The organism is Kiloniella majae, from assembly GCF_002118315.1.
Taxonomy (GTDB): Bacteria; Pseudomonadota; Alphaproteobacteria; order Kiloniellales; family Kiloniellaceae; genus Kiloniella; species Kiloniella majae.
This window is the reverse complement of record NZ_MTSZ01000001.1, coordinates 535,580-552,281: the sequence shown is the minus strand read 5'-3', so window position 1 is coordinate 552,281 and position 16,702 is coordinate 535,580. Positions and strand designations below refer to the sequence as shown.

Sequence of the window (16,702 nt, the reverse complement as noted above, 5' to 3'; positions counted from 1 at the left end):
GGCCGGAGTTGAGGTTGCCAGAAGAAAAAGTCAGAGTTTTAAAAGAGGGGCTGCCGTCATTACATGACATGGAAACAGATGATCTGGTTGATTATCTGCTTCAGGCACGGCAAAGCTTTGTGACCAGCCTTACTAAAAAAGATCCCGCCCTGGACGAGCGATCCCTTTTGATTGAAACAGCAAATTTTGATGAAGCTGTTCGGCGTATTCTTTCCGAAAAATCATCCCCTTCTTCTGTTGGTAAAGATGATATTTCTAATGACCTGTCTGAAGAAGATAGATCAGAGAAGGATGAGCAAAAAGAAGATGTTGCCCTTGATAAGGAAGAAAACGTACAGGAGGAGGAGGTTGCCGAAGCTTCACTGGACAGCTATCTGTCAGACAATGAGGATCAGGATGAAGATGTCTTTTTGCTAGAGGAGAAACCCCTTTTTGCTGAGCAGCCTTTGTTAGAAAAACTGACCCGCCCGCGTTCTTCGGAAGCGCAAGCTGGAAAAACAGATACAGGTCGGGCCAACAGTGCCGATATTGGTATGGAACGCGGAGGGATTGATTTGGATGATTTCTCTCCCCTTGATCGCAAGGTCAATCGAGAAAAGACAAGGGACGATTATGATCAGGATAGTCGCTTGGACAGGGAAGATAGAGATCCATCACCCTATGTTTGGGATAGTGATGTTGATAAAAGATCCAGAGGCGGTTTCTTAGGCTTTGTCAGTGGCCTGATTGTGCTGGCTGTCTATATTACTCTGCCTGCGCTGGCGCTGGTCTCGCCTTTGTTAACTCCGGCGATGGCGTGGGGAGAATGGATCAATCTCGCTATTCTCTCTGGCATCGTTTTGCTGGCTGTTTTTATCGTCTCTATTTTTAGTCGGTATCGTTTCCGCTATGCGCTTTATGGCGGAGTGGCCTTTGCCTTATTGAGTTATGGTGCCCATCACATTCCGCAGGTTCGTGACTTTGTTGAAAATGAAAAAACGGTCGTGCCAATTGCGGCGAATTACCTGATCGAAGGGTATTTTCTGCTGGCGGAGGAAAGTCAGCTCCCGCTTAAGACCGGAGCGGTTCAGCTACAGCCGAATGAATTGAATTACAGTCGATTACAGCGCGTGAACCTTTTTGTGAAGGAGGTTGATGCATGGTTGGAAAATTAAAGCTTGGAAAAGCGAAACCCTCAAAATGGGCCTTTATCAAAAAGATCGTGATCTCTGCCTTTGTGATCAGCATGATCTATGCCAGTGGGCAGGGGAATATTGCCGCTTATGCGGATGTTTCCGGGCGCGGTGAGGGGGATCATCAGTTCCTGTCTTTTAATAAGCAGATGATGGGTGAAAACACTGCCAAGAGTCCAAGTGATCAAAAGCCAAAGATCTTTTTACCCGGCATTGATTATAGCTTTCGCTGGCAGATAGAGAATGGTGGCCCCCACGCTATTACAGAAGGCCAAATTGTTTGGAACATTCATTCAAACGCCTATTTGCCTTTGCCGCCAGCCCCGGGTGGACGGGCACGTTTGAGCGAACTTTCCGAAGAAAGCTGGTCGCAACTGGCACTCTATGATGTGAAGCTAAAACTGATCTTGCGTGAGAAAGGTGATACGTCGGGGCGACATTACGGCTTGGTAATGGATCTTGGTATCCCGAATAAACCGGGTGAAAAAAGCTGGAGCATTACTGTTCCTGAACAAGTTAGCTGGGACAAGCTGTTAACCCGCTATGAAGGGCCGGGCCTTAATAACAGGACTTACCTGTCATCGGAAGAAGCCCGTGCTGTTGTTGGTAAGGCAGGGGAGGAAAACGAACTTGTGCTCGAGAATTCGTGGCTTGTATCTGCGCGCATGAGCACTGTTGCCTATTTTGATGATCTGTTGCAAAAGCGTGTGGATTGGCGGGGGGAGTTGATGGTGCGAACCATTCAGGCACAGCTGGACTCTCTGGAGCGTATAACGGGGCTACCGGGGGAGAAAATTCGTCAGGCGCTGGCTGTGACACGGGTTGATATCAACCGGAATATCACGGCAATTCCCGCGGGTGTGCAAAAGCTTTATGACAAGCTGAACAAGGGCGTGCCGGATCGTTATATTAGTCCGGTGCGGCGTGCCTATTATCATGCTGAACGTACGCGTATTTATGAAGAGGCTTTGGCTCAACAGGAAAAGCTAAAACCGGGCCAGTTGATTGATGACTATCCCACCTGGTTTGATGCCAAAGTTCAGGCGATTGGGCTGCAGTAAAGTATTGAGTATCTGCCAGTGAAGGTAGAGCAGTGAAGGTAGAATAGAAAAACAGGTCAGCTCTATTTGAACTGACCTGTTTGTCGTTACATCACCTGTTTTGATAAAACAAGTTATCCGGCGGAACGAATGCTTCCCAGGAACGTCTGAATTGAACTGCTGAGAACATTGGACTGACTGGTCAAATCATCTGCAGTCGTCAAAAGATTACCTGCAGCCTGCTCCGTGCTTTGTGCCGTGTCTGATGTCTCTGTCAGATCCTGACGCATGGATTGGGCAATGCCTGCGGTTTCTTCCACAGAACGCGCAATTTCCGACGTTGCAGCGGCCTGTTCCTGAACAGCAGCGGCGATGGCCGAAGCAATTTCATGAACACGCTGGATCGTCGTGGTGATGTTGGTGATGGCCTCTGCTGCTTGCATGGAAGCGGCTTGAACACCATTGATCTGAAGCGCGATCTCGTCGGTGGCTTTTGATGTCTGGTTGGACAGGTTTTTCACTTCGCTGGCAACCACGGCAAAACCTTTGCCCGCTTCACCTGCACGGGCCGCTTCAATAGTTGCGTTTAGTGCAAGCAGATTGGTTTGTTCTGCGATATCAGTAATCAGGCCAACGACCTCACCAATTTTTGTGGTTGATTCTGCCAGTTCCGACATGATCCCGCGGGTGCTGTCAGCCTGTTGTACAGCTTCCTGTGTGACTGCTGTGGACTGTTCAACCTGTCGGCCAATTTCCTTGATGGATGCTGACAGTTCTTCCGAAGCTGTTGCGACAGTTTGCACGTTCTCGGTTGCTCGCGTTGCAGACTGGGCAGACACGTCACATTTGCCTTTCACCTCACTCGCGGCTTGACGCATGGATGGTGCTGTTTGTGCCATGGTGTCAATGGCTTTATCCACATGGGCGATGACGTTTGTTACCTCGGTGTCAAAGCTGGCAATCAGTTCGCGCATTGTCTTGGCTTTTTCCAGCTGCTCTTGCTGTGCGGTTTGTTGTTCGCGATTAAGACGCTCATTTTCAACAAGCTGATCTTTGAAAAAGAGGACGGAGTTTGCCATTTGCCCCAATTCGTTTGTTGCTTCGGTATTGGGGACGTGAACATCTCGGTTCCCGTTTGTCAGGTCTTCCATAACCGATGTCAAACCCTGGATCGGGCGGGATAGAAGATTGCTGATCCACCAGCCAATCACAAACACTATTATCGCAGTGATCAAAATAACCGCAGCCATGACGATGGTTGTTTTCTCACCATTGGATAAGGTCTGTTGTTTGGCATTTTCATAATCGCTAGTTGATACTTTCTCCAGGGCGTGTAGGGCGGGTACACCCTCGGCATAGACGGTGCTGAGCTTTTTTTGATCCTCTTCAAGAGACAGTTTCAAGGCAGCCAGTTCATTAAATGCAGCCTGATAAGTGCCGAGAAGATCTGTAATTTCTTTCTCATCACCAGCTGCCAGACCTTCTGTTTTCATAGCGGTTTTAAATTCGCCAATACGGTCCCCGATCCTGCCGATGTATTTGGGGTCAAGACGTAAGAGAAAATCCTTCTCATGACGACGCATCATCAGCATTAAAACAGTAAGCTTATCGTTTTCTATGGATTTTAAGCGTTCTTCAACATTGTGAACCGCACCACGGAGTTTACCTTGCAGGCCTTCTTTTTCATTCAGACCAATGATTTTTGTATCGCGAACGACAGTCGCAAACTGTTTTTCATAAGTGGCGGACAGTCCTTTAAGTTCTTTGGCATAGCCTGCAACTTCAGGGGTTTGGGCATGTTCTTCCAGTTCGCTGAGGGACTGGTTAATTTTCGCCATAGTTTCCGCGTGTTGCCCGACATATTTTTCATCCTGTCGCAACAAGAAATCCTTTTCCCGGCGACGAGCATTAAGAAGATTTTTGTCAATTCGTTCTTCCAGTTCAAGGACGTGACGTGCCTCGTCCTGTGTGTGCAGATAGCCTTTTTGAACCTGGTTACTGATCAGATAAACACCGCCAACTGCGATAAAACCCAACAGAGAGAAAAGGCAAATCGCCAAAATCTGAAATCGTATGCCAAGGTTTGTAAAAAAACTTAGCTTCATGGTGTCTCCTTCACCCGGATTTAATCCCGAAAGATTTTTCGGCAAAAATAGTCCGGATGTATTTCATATGTTTATGGTGATAAATAATATGAGCCGGGTACGTTACATAAACACCACGGTGTCTCATTCACATACGATTGTATGATTTTTGCGTGAAAAAAATATTAACAAACAGAGGTTGCAAAATTTGTTTTGATGGCTTGTTGCTCTGGCTTGTTTCCTGAGCTTGGGCGCGGGTTAAAATTTGAATGTTGCTCGGATCTTTTTTGCTGTTCCGTCGCGTTCGAATTGATCCAGTGCATTTTGCAGATCTTCAATTATTTTCGGGTCAGTATCTGTGTTGCACGCAAGCCATAAACCTATTTCGCGCACGGCATAAACTTCTTCAATGTCTGCGATCTTTGTTTGCTTCATGATTTGATGACCGGAAATGCGACCTGTTGCCCAAAGATCAATACGGCCCCTTTGTAATTTTAGGGCATTTGTCTCGTCTTCTACAGGAATTAGATCAAGGTAAGGGTGGTTGTTGTGTTGGAGATACTGCGTAAAGGCCCAGCCATCTATGCCACCAACGCGATATTGATAGGTATCTTTGAGCGTGACTATCTTTATATTTTTGTTCTTGGGCGCAAAAAAGGACCAAGCGTCATTGCCTAAAGGTCCAATCCATTGAAATTTTTTTTCCCGCTCTGATGTTCGCCAGGTTGAGTAGATGCAAGTAGAGTGGTAGCTCAAAGCAATTTGATAGGCCCGTTTCCAAGGCAACATTTCAATATCCAGATCTATTTTTTTGCTTTTGGCTGCAAGTCGCAATAGTTCCGTTGCAGACCCGGTTATCTTGCCTTCTTTATCCATCGTATTGAGCGGAGGATACTCTTCGGTGACCAGCTTTAATGATCTCTGTGGCGCAGCGTTGTCTTCCTGCGCTTTAGAAATAGAAATCAGCGAAGGGCTTGCTGCCAGACTGCAAAGTAAGACGAAAATGAAAGCGGTGTTGCCAAGCTTTAACATAGCCTGATTATAGGTACGGGTTTCTTAATTTTGTCTTATGGAAAGATCCATTCGATCGATGAGTGGCAAGGTTTCTTTAGGGCCTTATATGCTCTTAATCCGGGGATGGAGCCAGACATTCTGTATAGGATTTTACAAAGCTTGCGAAACCTTGTTGATTGCTATGAATAGAAGGGGGTTGTGATGCATTGTGTTCAAAATCCTTTTGCTGTTGCAGGTGTTCAAGTGCCCGCGTCCTTTCTATGATTGAGTTTTCCACGTAATTTCGGATCTGCTCGCAAAGGGATATATCGGCACAACTTTCGTAGGCCCCTTGATGTTTGTCGTCATAGCCAAAGAGATCGACTTCCCCCAACACAAGTACATTGTCTTCCAGGCCAATGGTCACGCGCGCATCAAATTCGGCTGCGACCCGCGTGCCACAAAAATAGGGGTAGGTGAGCTCAAGCTTTGCGGAAGGAATGATGGAGTGTGTAGATAAAGAGCGAGCAGAAGAAATACCTTGAGAGAGAGATTGCACCACTATCCTGATCCTTCTACTGGTTAACGGGCAATAATTCTATCCGCAGAATCAGAAGGCATACAAAGTATCAAAGGGATTATAATTATCGTTTTATTGGTGACCGGGCTTCTATTTTAGGTCTTGTGCTCATTCAAAGACATCCGGTTCTATTTCCGGGGCGATCTTTTTTCTGTGTTTGGCGATCAGGTGAGAGAGAAGAAGGGCAGCGGGGGCACCGATCAGGCTGTAGGGGATGGCAAAGGCGGCGGCAAATGCCATGAAAACGAGAGAGCGCCGAAGGCGTTCTAGAATGCCAATGAGATCGTAATTTTTTGCATCCGGGAATTCGAGGTCGTTATCATAAAAAATACCAACCAGCAGCGCGGTGATGAGGGCCGAGCTCAGCGTTGTCAGTGCTCCGGCACCAAGTGCGCGTTTTATGGTGAATTTTGTGGGGTTTATAATATAGGCGGGGATAATAAATCCGCCACAAAGACCCCCGATAAAAACCGCGCTTAGAAAACCAGGTTCTCTAATAATTATAGCCAATGACAAAGTTGCAATAACACCAAAATAAAGGCTGCTGTAAATACGCTCTGGTAAAGTGAATTTAGGGTTCATGGTGATAGCTTTTTGTTCTGATGACCTGAGTTATTTTGCTGAGACACGTTCCGGCCTGTGTGACAGGAACGGTTTCTGGGCAGGTATTGGGAGTATCCACAAAGCTACAAGGGCAAAGAGGCCACCGAGTGGCGAGATGATGGCGGATGAAATCAAAGTGCCGGAAAGATGGAAAAGCACCTTTGATAAACCTGAAAGTTCCGGCCCAAGGAAATATAATTCTGAATAACCGTCTGTGAGCACAAAGACGGAATTAGCAATAAGCATCGCCAAGGAAAAGCAAAGCATACCACCGATGAACGCCCGACGGTTGGCACCTTGAAAATTATTCAGAAAACGGGGGAGGGCAAGATACCCCACCGGAAAGGCGATCAGGAATACGATGAGTTGCTTAAAGCTCAAGAGTTCCTGAAATGAAGGTTGCGGATATAGCCGATCTGCCCCTAAGCCCATGACCAAGAGGGTGAAGAGATAGCTCACAAGGCCCCAATAGAGGCCAATAATCAGGCGAAATGTTTTGTAACTCATATGCGATTTTTCTAATCGTCAGGATGGTAAGCGGTTATTTTTGCTAAAAAGAGTATTCTATTGTTCAAGTGTATACTTAGGCTGCAAAGAGACATCCCCCATTTGGGGAGCGTGATGGGGAATTGTTTTGATTATAATAATTAAACGACCTTATTAAACGTCATAGTTGTCGTCTAGGGAAAAATGCGACCTCTCCTTTTAATCGGATTGTTCCCGGTAAATCTTATCTGATATATTTACATCCGGCGGCCATACCAGACAACGCGACCAATGATATTTACTTCTTCGATGGTGCGCTGATACTCGTTGTGGTTGGTGTTATCGGAACTGATACGCAGGAGGGGCGGGTCCGAATTGGGGATGAGCTCCAGTCGTTTAACCACGACACCAAAACCGTCCCAGAGGGCAAAGATACCTGGTGGGGTCGGGCGCTGGTCATTGGTATCAATCATAACGCGGTCACCGGACACAAGTGTCGGGGTCATAGAATCACCCTGAACTTCGATAATACGTGCAGCTACGGGGCTGACGCTCAATTCTGAGCGCAGGTAATCTGTGGGCAGGAACCAGTTGCCTTTGACATCATCGGCAATGGCAACGCCACCCTGTCCATCATCGCTGTAGGAAACACCGGCTTCACCTCCGCCACCCATACCTCCACGCACGGCAATTTCAGCAACAGCTTCACAACCGGGGGCAGGGGGGAGGGGGGAAGATATTGCTCTTTTTGATGATTTCCGTATTTCCGAAGGCGTATCTTCGCTATCAAAACTATCAGGTTTGATCGTGAAGTCATCTGATCTATCCGAAGCTTTCGGGCTATCGACATCAAGTGATTGGCGGGCCGTGCGATTGGTGCTGAGCAGCTCTTTCGGGTCACAGGACATGGCGATGGAAAGTCGTACCATCCAGACATCGGTTAAACGCCGGTCGCCTTTTTCCAGCTTCATCACCTGTGCCTTGGTCGTTCCGGCTTTGTCCGCAACCTGTTGCAGGGTCATGCCCTTTTCAGTGCGTATTTCCTTGATTCTGTTTTCCATATCATCAGCCTGACGATTTATCCTGTTTGTTTATCTACCGCACTTAATTGTTCAAAAAAGCACTTATTTGTACTTGGGTTATACCCGACGTTAGGTTCGGCTATTTAAAGCGCTTTTCGATTGTTCTCTTCATTTGATGTCAATTCATAAGTATCCAAAAGAGATAAAAATAAGTTTACAAAATGGATACATTTTTCTTGACTTCAGTTTCCACTATGGATACATTTGCTTCATCAAGTCAAGCAGAAACTGAATTAGTTGCTATCTACCTCATTGTTTCAGAGTACATTATCAAGTGGTAATCGTCTTTGTCGATGCTGAATTTTTTTGTTCGCTGATTTTTTGCCTCGCTTGAATATCGTTAAAATTGTTGCCGCGGAGGTTTCCAAAAAGGAAACTTTTCGCGCTAAACAAAGAACAAATCATGAACAATTTATATTGTTTTTCGTACTTTGCAATAAAAAGCGATCAGAGATGGTCGTTGAGGCTCAAAGAGGGGGATGGATGACTAACCGGAATGATTGGCAGGTTTTTTACCGCCAGCAAGTCAAAAAGATGGGGGACTTGATCCATCTGCCAGAGGTACTTCCCCCACGCCTGAGGCAAGAAGCAAAAGGTGAGGAGATTGATTTAGCGGAGCCAAGCCCCACAGAAACAAAGCCCCACAGAAACAAAGCCCCACAGAAACAAAGTTCCACAGAAATCAAGCCCAGAGAAAGCCAAATCTCAGGGAAAAAGGATTTCGTCATCACCAATCATCACCAGCCCAATCAATCATCATCAAGACATGCAAAGAACTGAGCAAAACTCCCAACAGGGAAATATAGATAAGGGATAGATCGTCATATGAAATATACACCTGCCGAAGACCTGCAACCGGATCTTTCTATCGGATTTTCACTCACCCAACCCAAGGGATCCGAAACGCGAGATCTTAAACAGCAAACTCCGAAATATAAAACGGCCAAAGACAATAGCATTGATGAAAAAATTCAATTAACACCAACTCCTTATGCTGTTTTTAAAGCACTGGCCGATGCACCGGGGCAGGAACTGTCCTATGGGGTGTTGAAAATAAATAGCGGTATGGCAAAGGTGAACTCCTTTCCCAAGCATATACAGGAACTGGTGGCAAAGGGTGTGATCCAGTGCCTTGGTCCGCACCGTGATCGTTATGTGATTTTGCGGGTTGATCCTGCGCGTATTGAAAAGGTCAAACGCTATGCCCGCAAAACCAGCCAGCATTCCCGCCCCGACAGTCAAAGTGGTCACCAAAGCACCAGTAAAGAACGCAAATGCCTTTCTTGCCAGCAGAGCTTTAAAAGCGAATGGATCGGCATGCGTATATGCGGCGATTGCAAGCTGACCCCGGCCTGGCAGGACCCGGATAACCCCTACACCCCCGAAGGCGACACAGATGGCTCTGGTCTTTCAGATCTGACAATGGGGCTCTATTGATGATGACGAAGCAGAGGGTTTATCTATGAGCAAACTTCCTTGGTTCAAGTTTTTTCCGACGGACTGGCGGGCGGATGTGGGCTTGAAGCTCTGTTCCCTGGCGGCGCGAGGGCTGTGGCTTGAGATGATTTGTATCATGCACGAGGCCGGGGGATATTTAGAGATCAATGGCAGCATCGTCACAACGTCGGCTCTTGCGTCCCTGTCTGGATCAACGCCTCAGGAAATCACCGCTTTGCTTGGTGAACTGGAAGAGGCGGGGGTTTTCAGCCGGGATCGCAAAGGCCGATTGTATTCGCGTCGGATGCTGCGCGATTTGAAGAAATCTTCTGTTGCCCGTAGCAACGGGCGTAAAGGGGGGAACCCATCTCTTGTGTCTGGTAAAGCCTCGGTTGGTGAAAACGCCGTTTTTACTTCTGGGTCAAGCCCTTCGTCTAAAAGGGAAAAGACGCCACGGGTTAAGCGTCGGACAAGGCAAGAGCATAAGGCCACAGATATTATAGAGGATATTAGAGAGCATAAGCGAAACGATAATGTAGGCGATAAGGGGAGCGATAAACCCCAGAGTCCAGAAGCCAGAGACCAGACTCTCCCCTTAACTCCCAAGGGAGTTAAGTCCCCTCATGATCGGGGTTTGGATCGGGAAAAGCAATCCCGGAAAGAGCAATCTGGGCAAACCAGGAGAGCCTGTCGCCTTGAGACAGACTGGGTGCCCAATCAACGGGATCAGGACTTTGCCCGCAACCGTGGACTAGAGGAAGAAGACATTGCCACAGAAGCCCTTAAATTCAGAAACTACTGGACCAGTCTTGGCGGACGCAGGGCCTGCAAGATCGACTGGCATCGAACCTGGCAAAACTGGATCTTGCGTTTCCAGAGCGGAAACAGATCAGCGGTTGGTAAATCCAGCAACAATACGTTTGGCCGCCAGTCGACTGGCAGAAGCTATTCGTCGGGGGCAACGGGTGGCGGACAACGATCAGGGGGTTTTAACCTCGGTGAAATCGGTGCTCGGGTCCTCGGTCGTGCTGAAATACAGGACGATATTTCCCAGGGGCGGGGGCAGTCTGGACAGGTTGGTGGACGTGATCTTTCCCAAGTCTATGACGATGGAACAGCAGAATGAAGTTGAGCGTATTCTGTCCTTGTCTCTGGCGCCTTTGTCACGGGTAGAGATCATGCGCGAGCTGCTCAAGCTCAAGGTCAAAACCAACAGCCGCAATATGGATGCAGCTTCACTGGAATTACAGCTGGAAGTCTATGCGGATGAGCTGACCCGGTTTCCTGCTGATTGCGTGTTACAGGCTTTGCAGGACGCCGGACGGCAAAAATGGTGGCCGGACTGGGGAACGCTGGAGGGGCTTGTTACCCCCATACAGGACCTGCGTCAGCGTCTGCTTCGTGACTTGAAAGCTCACGATAACATGATTCCGGTGCGGAGTGAAAAAGAGCGGCGGTATAACAATGGTCCCAAAGCATTAGGTGACTTTTTGAACAAGTTGCATCCAGATGATCAATAGGCAGATGATCAATAGGCCAGATGATCAATAGGCCAGATGATCAATAGGGAGATGACCTGCACTTAGAAAATTATCGGGAGGAGTAAAGAAAAAGGCTTCCGATGAAGCATCAAGTCAACGATAGCGGAAGGGATAATTTTGGATATGGGAAAAGCTATGGGAATTGTAAAATCGGTACGATCAACAAAAAATAACACTGGAAATATGAATACCCTAACTGAAAGCATGCCTCCAAAAAAGACAGTTCCAAAAAATGTAGGTCAGGATAAAAAAACTAAAACCCTGCAAGCTCACGGAAGGGATGCTGTGAATTTGCTGGAACAGTTGTATGACCGCGGTGTTCTTGGCCCCAAGAACAGCCGGGATCGGCGGGCAGAACGTCGTCGGGACAATGGGTTTTGGCTTATGGAGCTTTATGAGTTTCTCTACCATTCTGAAGGGGTGGCCCGCTATGAGCCTTTTTCTGGTGGGACCAAAGGCTACGGTGCAGAAATGAGTGACGAAGAAGCAGAACTGCGGTCGCTTTACCACCGATACCTGCGCGGCTTGCCCGCTGTGGTCACGCAATCACTCCGCTTCTTGTGCAAAGATCAACAGATGCCAAGGGTCCAAACCGTCACGCTTGCCGAATGTCTGGACCAACTGGATCAATGGCGCGCCAAGGAATACAAAGCCAGAGAGCAAAGAGAAAGACAAGAAAGAGAATAACGATCAAGGAAGAGGGGTGAAGGCAAGGCAGCTGCGAGACAGGCATCTTCCAATTGCGATTGATGTTAGACGTTATGGTCTCTGAAAACTGCAACTAATCGCCATGATCGCCCGGCACAGGGATTGATAGAGTTCCGGTGTCAGGCGGTCATAATTGGCCTGATCTTCGGGGTTGGGGAAGAAGACATCATTCCATGATCCCATGCCACCAAAGACCCAACCGCTATAAATGGCAGCCAGTAAACGGTGGGCGTCTTTGGAGTAAGCTGCGTAGTAAGGTGGTCTTATGGCCGGGGGCAGAGCGGTGCCTTTTTTGCCTTCCAACGCGTCAATTGTCTTGTTAAAAACTGCTGGCCAGTTGCCATGATCCAACTGGCCAGCCAGTGTTGTCATTGCACGTAACACTTTATCTAATCGAGCGATTTCCTGTGCCAGATCGATAGTGGGTCGGGGTGTTTCCTGATCCGTTTTTTGTATGCAATCGTATCGAACTTGCCATATATTCTGTTGTTTTTCCCTGTCGTCCTGAAGTCCCCAACTTGCCTGTCCCCAACTAGACTGCCAGTGCTCGGTAAAATCCGGGCCGGTTGCGATAAGTGACCAGGACTTTGTTGCCCCGGCAAAAGCGACCTTCATATGTTCGGGCTGGATATAGGTTTCTGTTGTTTGCTCGGATGGTGTTGTTTCATGCTGAGGTTGCCAGACCAGCCATGCGGCTGAAACCTTCCGGTTGCACAGATCTTCAAGCCAGTGGGATAGCTTTGTAAAGCGGATCTGTTCTTTGACTGTACCATCGTTTTTTTTGCAAAGATCCACGAAGGTCAGATCTTCTGTATGCCGAAGCCTTTTGGCCTGTGCCGCGGGCAGTCGAAGTGGTTCTTTCTGGGCTATGGCATTGACTGCAGATGACAACACTAAAAGCTGATCAATTTCCCCCTGCATAGATACCTGTGGTCCTTCTTCTTTCTATAGCTATCAGGTGTTTTTTATTTTGTTATGTACCGAAACCCCTATTGAGACCGCAAAGAGATAGCAGAGGCAAGAAAATAATTTATCTGTATCCTCGGTTGCAAAACTAACAGCCATTACGTTATTGTTTGTGACTTGGGTGGGGAATCTAATCCCTTATTTCATCTCTATTTTATCTGTTTAGTTCTTCTGTTGTTCTTACATTCGTAAGGTTGTTCACATACTGGCACATATATGAACCGGTGTATTTTTTTCAGGGACCAAAATGAAACGTTTTCTTATTATTGTCGGTGGGCTTACTGTTCTTGCTGCAGGGCTTGGTCCAGCCCTTCATACCTATTGGTCCCGCCATTGGGGACCGGATATAAACGAGGCTGCGCTGGCATATGACATCGGTGATTATGAAACTGCGATGGATAATTATTTACCATTTGCCGAAGGCGGAACAGAGAAAAAGAACCTTGTTGCCATGTTCAATGTCGCCCTGATGTACGAAAAGGGGCAGGGAGTGACACAGAATTATGATGAGGCAGAAATGTGGTTCACCCGTGCTGCTGAACTGGGCAATGTCGAAAGTCAAAACAGGCTTGGGCATGCCTATGAATATGGTGACTGGGGGACAGAAAATTTTGATCGGGCGCTGTTGTGGTATGGCATGGCAGCGGATCAGGGAGATGTTTCAGCACAGGGTAGTCTGGCCCGTATGTATTTGAACAGCACAAAGGGCGACACTTTGTCCAAGGCAGTGAGGTGGCTACAAAAGGCTGTCGATGGCCGCGATGCATTCAGTGAAGCTGCTCTGGCTTACCTTTACGAAACAGGGAACGGTGTGCCCCACGACCAAGAAAGAGCTTTTACACTCTATACTCGCGCTGCGAAACAGAGTATTCCCTTTGCTCAGAACAAGCTTGCTAATATCTATCGTGCCGGGGTTCTGGTGCCGAAGGATTATAAACTCGCTTACAGATACTTTACTTTTGCTGCCGAGCAAAAGGAAACCGCTGCCCAGATAAGTCTTGCGAGCATGTACGCACGAGGGGAAGGAATGCCTCGGGATCTGGTGAAAGCCTATATGTGGTTATCTGTTGCGGATGGTTTAAAGAATAAATCTGCGAAAGCACCCCTGATGAATGTCATGCAAAGAATGTCATCTGAACAGATCGCAAAGGGGGATGCCCTTGTCGAAAAGTGTTTGAAGAAAACCCTGATGCGATGTTGATTGTGTTGCTTCATCCAGCTGGGTTACTGCTCTTGCCGGATGTTCTTTGCTTAAACTTGTAAATTGATTTTGTTGTTTTTCATATTTCATTCCATAGGTTTTCCATGATCCGTTTTTTACTTTTGCCTCTGTTTGTTGCGCTCGTCGGGCTTGGTTTCTTTGCGCTGTTCTCGCAAAATCCTGATGGCTTTGAAGCTTTTGAGCAGGGAAACTATGGTACTGCGCGAGAAGGGCTGACACCCGTTGCCGAAGATGGATACGACGAAGCCCAGTTTATTCTGGGGCAAATCTATGAAGAGGGACTGGGCGGTGCCAAAGATATCGACGCGGCCCAAAAATGGTATCGGCTGGCGGCAGATCAAGGTCACGAAGGGGCCTTGGGCAAGCTGTCTACGATAATTGATGAAAAGCTTCGCCAAGGTTCTGATAATACTGTCAGCAGTGATATAGATGATACCTCGTCAGCTGTTGCAGGGGGTATAGATAAATCTTCCGAGACAGATCTTGAGACGCTAAATAGAAAAAGTAACGAACGAGATGCAGGCTCCAAAACTGAGACATCAACTGAAGTAGAAACAGCCGAAATAGTTAGATCTTTGGCGGATGGCAAGCAGGCTTTGAAAGATGAGCTTTATGAAAAAGCCTTGAAAACGCTTCTTCCCCACGCAATCAAAGGAAATGCCGAAGCGCAGTACCAGGTCGGTGAAATCTATCGCAAAGGTTTAGGCGTCGAAGGTGACGAGAAAAAGGGATTGGCGTGGATTGAAAAAGCAGCAGAACAAGGACATGCACAGGCGCAGTTCGTCCTTGGCTTTAGTTATAAACACGTCATAGGGAAAGAAGATAATAGCCGTAAGGCAATAAGCTGGCTTCAACTAGCTGCGGATCAGGGGCATTTGAGAGCGCTTGAAGCGCTGGAGGATTTGGACTGGTTGATTAACTTGGACAACAAAGTCCCAAAGACGTCGTTGACTGGGCTGGATGCAGAGTTTGAGAGAGCCAAGACTGCTTTTGAAGAAAAGGAGTTTGATAAAGGAATTGCTCTTTTAAAGTCGTTGGCGCGACAGGACTATACGCAGGCCCAATTTGAACTGGGTTGGGCTTATGTTCATGGCGCTGGTGTGGGAATAGATAAAGCAGAAGGCCTGCGCTTTTTGGAGATTGCTGGTAACAAGGAAAATTTACAGGCGCAATTCTCGTTGGGTTTTTTGTATTACCTTGGGGTGAAAGTTCCCAGAGACCAAGAAAAATCAGCGTTCTGGTTTAAAAGATCCTACAGTAATGGAGATACAAAATCTCTTTATTACTTGGGGGATTTGTATAGCGCGATGGGTGATACATCGGATAACCAGAAAGCGGCTCTGCACTGGTTTGAGTTGAGTGCAAAAGAAGAGGGCGACCGCGAAAGCCAGCGGAAATTGGCCGAAATATACAGTAAAGGTATCGGCGTGAAACCTGATCCAGAAGTTGCTGTCAAATGGTTGAAGTTGGCCGCAGAACAAGGAGATCGCGACGCTCAATATAATCTGGGTTTGAATTATGAAGAGGGAGTAGGCATTCCCAAGGATGTCGTTCAGGCTAGGCGGTGGTATCGACATGCGGCAAACCAAGATTTGCCCCTCGCGATAAATAGATTGGCGGAATTGAATGACAAGTATCCTGAGCAGATAAAGATCAATCAGGAAGATTTTTACAGAGAATTTTATCGCGGTGTTAATGCTTTTGAACAGGGGATGCCATATGGCGCGCAAGATATTTGGCTAAATCTGGCCAAGTCCGGCCATGCACGTTCCCAATATCGTTTGGGAATAACCTATTTACCAATTCTCAAGCGTGATGAAGATGGTGCAACGTGGGTAAAACTGGCAGCAGAACAAGGGTATGCTCTGGCCCAGTATAAACTGGGAAATTTTTATGGTGATGGGTACCATGGTTTCCCTCTGGATATAAGTAAATCTTTGGAATGGTATCGGAAGTCAGCAGACCAAGGTCATGGCCCCAGCGCTATTTTTTATGCCAAGCATTATCTGGAAGGACGCGGCGTTCCAAAGGATGAGAAGAAGTATATTGATGTTCTGGAGCATTATGTTACGCAAGAGGTACTTTTGGCACATCTTGTTTTAGGTAACCATTATGAGCATGGTTACGTAACTTCTAAAGATCTGTCGCGTGCGGCAGATCTATACCAACGTGCTGCTGATCTTGGTAGTGAGAGTGCAGTTAAAGATCTGTCGAGAATTCAAAAGAAAATAGACGGTATCGATGCTTCACCTTCTTCACAAGGAACTCAGGCCCAATCCGGGAACGAGCAGTTGGTACCCGATGGGAGATCCGGTACAGACTGAAGAAGAAACCCGGAATGATTTGCTTGAGGCCCAAAAAACAGTATCCAAAACCGAGAGTATCTCTGCGCGTCAGGTCTCACAAAAGGTTGCCAAATCTGCCTCGCAAATACAACAACAAGGTAAAGGGACTTCTTCGGCCTCGGCCATCAGAACTTACAGTAAATTATATCGCGCAGGTGAATATGATAAGGCGATTGAGTTACTTAAGTCATTGATCAAAAAGGATAACCCTTGTGCGTTATATCTTATGGCTGATATGTATTTCAGAGGGTTAGGAGTTAAACGAGACACTAAACAGGCATTCCTTCTTTTCGAACGTTCAGCACTGTTAGATTACTCGAAAGCACAGGCCAAGGTTGCCTATCATTATTTGGCGGGGACTGGTACCAATAAAAATCTTGATAAAGCCCATAACTGGGCACTCAAATCAGCGGTTCAGGGGGATGAAGGGTAGCAGAGTGCCG

The 16,702-nt window shown here is 47.2% G+C and carries 17 protein-coding genes; 10 read left to right on the top strand and 7 right to left on the bottom strand.

What is annotated here, in order from left to right; translation table 11 throughout:
- The first annotated feature begins 14 nt into the window (after nucleotides 1–14).
- A complete protein-coding gene (locus BKB51_RS02615) occupies nucleotides 15–1,154 on the top strand; it encodes an ABC transporter permease (protein ID WP_085899536.1) in 1,140 nt (379 codons plus the stop codon).
- On the top strand, nucleotides 1,139–2,233 hold the full coding sequence (locus BKB51_RS02610) for a hypothetical protein (protein WP_085899535.1): 1,095 nt from the start codon (nucleotides 1,139–1,141) through the stop codon (nucleotides 2,231–2,233). The genes BKB51_RS02615 and BKB51_RS02610 overlap by 16 nt, the downstream gene beginning before the upstream one ends.
- Before the next feature lie 113 nt (nucleotides 2,234–2,346).
- Here BKB51_RS02610 and BKB51_RS02605 read toward each other — a convergent pair whose 3' ends face one another.
- The 6 genes from BKB51_RS02605 to BKB51_RS02580 form a co-directional block, all read right to left on the bottom strand.
- On the bottom strand, nucleotides 2,347–4,317 hold the full coding sequence (locus BKB51_RS02605; protein ID WP_085899534.1) for a methyl-accepting chemotaxis protein: 1,971 nt from the start codon (nucleotides 4,315–4,317) through the stop codon (nucleotides 2,347–2,349).
- 237 nt (nucleotides 4,318–4,554) lie between these two features.
- Nucleotides 4,555–5,328 carry a substrate-binding periplasmic protein gene (locus BKB51_RS02600; RefSeq protein ID WP_085899533.1) on the bottom strand — a complete coding sequence of 258 codons (774 nt, stop codon included), beginning with the start codon at nucleotides 5,326–5,328 and terminating at the stop codon, nucleotides 4,555–4,557.
- Between the two features lie 94 nt (nucleotides 5,329–5,422).
- On the bottom strand, nucleotides 5,423–5,851 hold the full coding sequence (locus BKB51_RS02595) for a hypothetical protein (protein ID WP_085899532.1): 429 nt from the start codon (nucleotides 5,849–5,851) through the stop codon (nucleotides 5,423–5,425).
- Nucleotides 5,852–5,977: 126 nt separating this feature from the next.
- The gene (locus BKB51_RS02590; RefSeq protein WP_085899531.1) at nucleotides 5,978–6,451 is read right to left on the bottom strand and encodes a hypothetical protein; all 474 of its coding nucleotides are present in this window, start codon (nucleotides 6,449–6,451) and stop codon (nucleotides 5,978–5,980) included.
- A gap of 30 nt (nucleotides 6,452–6,481) precedes the next feature.
- A complete protein-coding gene (locus tag BKB51_RS02585; RefSeq protein WP_085899530.1) occupies nucleotides 6,482–6,979 on the bottom strand; it encodes a hypothetical protein in 498 nt (165 codons plus the stop codon).
- A 236-nt stretch (nucleotides 6,980–7,215) separates the two neighbouring features.
- Nucleotides 7,216–8,019 (bottom strand): XRE family transcriptional regulator, encoded by an 804-nt coding sequence (locus BKB51_RS02580; protein ID WP_085899529.1) that lies wholly within the window; start codon nucleotides 8,017–8,019, stop codon nucleotides 7,216–7,218.
- Nucleotides 8,020–8,346: 327 nt separating this feature from the next.
- Between BKB51_RS02580 and BKB51_RS02575 the strand changes: the two genes are divergently transcribed.
- The 5 genes from BKB51_RS02575 (at nucleotide 8,347) to BKB51_RS02555 (ending at nucleotide 11,705) form a co-directional block, all read left to right on the top strand.
- The gene (locus BKB51_RS02575; protein WP_085899528.1) at nucleotides 8,347–8,820 is read left to right on the top strand and encodes a hypothetical protein; all 474 of its coding nucleotides are present in this window, start codon (nucleotides 8,347–8,349) and stop codon (nucleotides 8,818–8,820) included.
- 45 nt (nucleotides 8,821–8,865) lie between these two features.
- Nucleotides 8,866–9,477: a hypothetical protein gene (locus BKB51_RS02570; protein WP_085899527.1), complete on the top strand. Its 612-nt coding sequence runs from the start codon at nucleotides 8,866–8,868 to the stop codon at nucleotides 9,475–9,477.
- Between the two features lie 25 nt (nucleotides 9,478–9,502).
- On the top strand, nucleotides 9,503–10,603 hold the full coding sequence (locus tag BKB51_RS02565) for a hypothetical protein (protein WP_085899526.1): 1,101 nt from the start codon (nucleotides 9,503–9,505) through the stop codon (nucleotides 10,601–10,603).
- Entirely contained in the window at nucleotides 10,587–10,997 is a 411-nt protein-coding gene (locus BKB51_RS02560) for a hypothetical protein (protein ID WP_085899525.1), read from the top strand. The genes BKB51_RS02565 and BKB51_RS02560 overlap by 17 nt, the downstream gene beginning before the upstream one ends.
- A 156-nt stretch (nucleotides 10,998–11,153) precedes the next feature.
- A complete protein-coding gene (locus tag BKB51_RS02555; RefSeq protein WP_125911766.1) occupies nucleotides 11,154–11,705 on the top strand; it encodes a hypothetical protein in 552 nt (183 codons plus the stop codon).
- Nucleotides 11,706–11,777: 72 nt separating this feature from the next.
- On the opposite strand, the gene BKB51_RS02550 is transcribed toward BKB51_RS02555, so the two are convergent.
- On the bottom strand, nucleotides 11,778–12,647 hold the full coding sequence (locus BKB51_RS02550) for a hypothetical protein (RefSeq protein WP_085899523.1): 870 nt from the start codon (nucleotides 12,645–12,647) through the stop codon (nucleotides 11,778–11,780).
- Nucleotides 12,648–12,939: 292 nt separating this feature from the next.
- Between BKB51_RS02550 and BKB51_RS02545 the strand changes: the two genes are divergently transcribed.
- From BKB51_RS02545 to BKB51_RS02535, 3 genes are all read left to right on the top strand, one after another.
- Nucleotides 12,940–13,893, top strand: coding sequence for a tetratricopeptide repeat protein (locus BKB51_RS02545; protein ID WP_085899522.1), 954 nt, complete (start codon nucleotides 12,940–12,942; stop codon nucleotides 13,891–13,893).
- Between the two features lie 104 nt (nucleotides 13,894–13,997).
- Complete coding sequence (locus BKB51_RS02540; protein ID WP_085899521.1) at nucleotides 13,998–16,238, top strand: tetratricopeptide repeat protein; 2,241 nt, start codon at nucleotides 13,998–14,000, stop codon at nucleotides 16,236–16,238.
- Nucleotides 16,216–16,692: a tetratricopeptide repeat protein gene (locus BKB51_RS02535; RefSeq protein ID WP_158090123.1), complete on the top strand. Its 477-nt coding sequence runs from the start codon at nucleotides 16,216–16,218 to the stop codon at nucleotides 16,690–16,692. The genes BKB51_RS02540 and BKB51_RS02535 overlap by 23 nt, the downstream gene beginning before the upstream one ends.
- Nucleotides 16,693–16,702: the final 10 nt, after the last annotated feature.

Excerpts from the sequence above, each read along its gene's own strand:
- BKB51_RS02580 (WP_085899529.1), bottom strand. The coding sequence starts at position 8,019 with ATGGAAAACAGAATCAAGGAAATACGCACTGAAAAGGGCATGACCCTG.
- BKB51_RS02540 (WP_085899521.1), top strand. The coding sequence starts at position 13,998 with ATGATCCGTTTTTTACTTTTGCCTCTGTTTGTTGCGCTCGTCGGGCTT.
- BKB51_RS02545 (WP_085899522.1), top strand. The coding sequence starts at position 12,940 with ATGAAACGTTTTCTTATTATTGTCGGTGGGCTTACTGTTCTTGCTGCA.
- BKB51_RS02570 (WP_085899527.1), top strand. The coding sequence starts at position 8,866 with ATGAAATATACACCTGCCGAAGACCTGCAACCGGATCTTTCTATCGGA.
- BKB51_RS02565 (WP_085899526.1), top strand. The coding sequence starts at position 9,503 with ATGAGCAAACTTCCTTGGTTCAAGTTTTTTCCGACGGACTGGCGGGCG.
- BKB51_RS02585 (WP_085899530.1), bottom strand. The coding sequence starts at position 6,979 with ATGAGTTACAAAACATTTCGCCTGATTATTGGCCTCTATTGGGGCCTT.
- BKB51_RS02590 (WP_085899531.1), bottom strand. The coding sequence starts at position 6,451 with ATGAACCCTAAATTCACTTTACCAGAGCGTATTTACAGCAGCCTTTAT.
- BKB51_RS02560 (WP_085899525.1), top strand. The coding sequence starts at position 10,587 with ATGGAACAGCAGAATGAAGTTGAGCGTATTCTGTCCTTGTCTCTGGCG.
- BKB51_RS02600 (WP_085899533.1), bottom strand. The coding sequence starts at position 5,328 with ATGTTAAAGCTTGGCAACACCGCTTTCATTTTCGTCTTACTTTGCAGT.
- BKB51_RS02610 (WP_085899535.1), top strand. The coding sequence starts at position 1,139 with ATGGTTGGAAAATTAAAGCTTGGAAAAGCGAAACCCTCAAAATGGGCC.
- BKB51_RS02555 (WP_125911766.1), top strand. The coding sequence starts at position 11,154 with ATGGGAATTGTAAAATCGGTACGATCAACAAAAAATAACACTGGAAAT.
- BKB51_RS02550 (WP_085899523.1), bottom strand. The coding sequence starts at position 12,647 with ATGCAGGGGGAAATTGATCAGCTTTTAGTGTTGTCATCTGCAGTCAAT.
- BKB51_RS02605 (WP_085899534.1), bottom strand. The coding sequence starts at position 4,317 with ATGAAGCTAAGTTTTTTTACAAACCTTGGCATACGATTTCAGATTTTG.
- BKB51_RS02535 (WP_158090123.1), top strand. The coding sequence starts at position 16,216 with ATGGGAGATCCGGTACAGACTGAAGAAGAAACCCGGAATGATTTGCTT.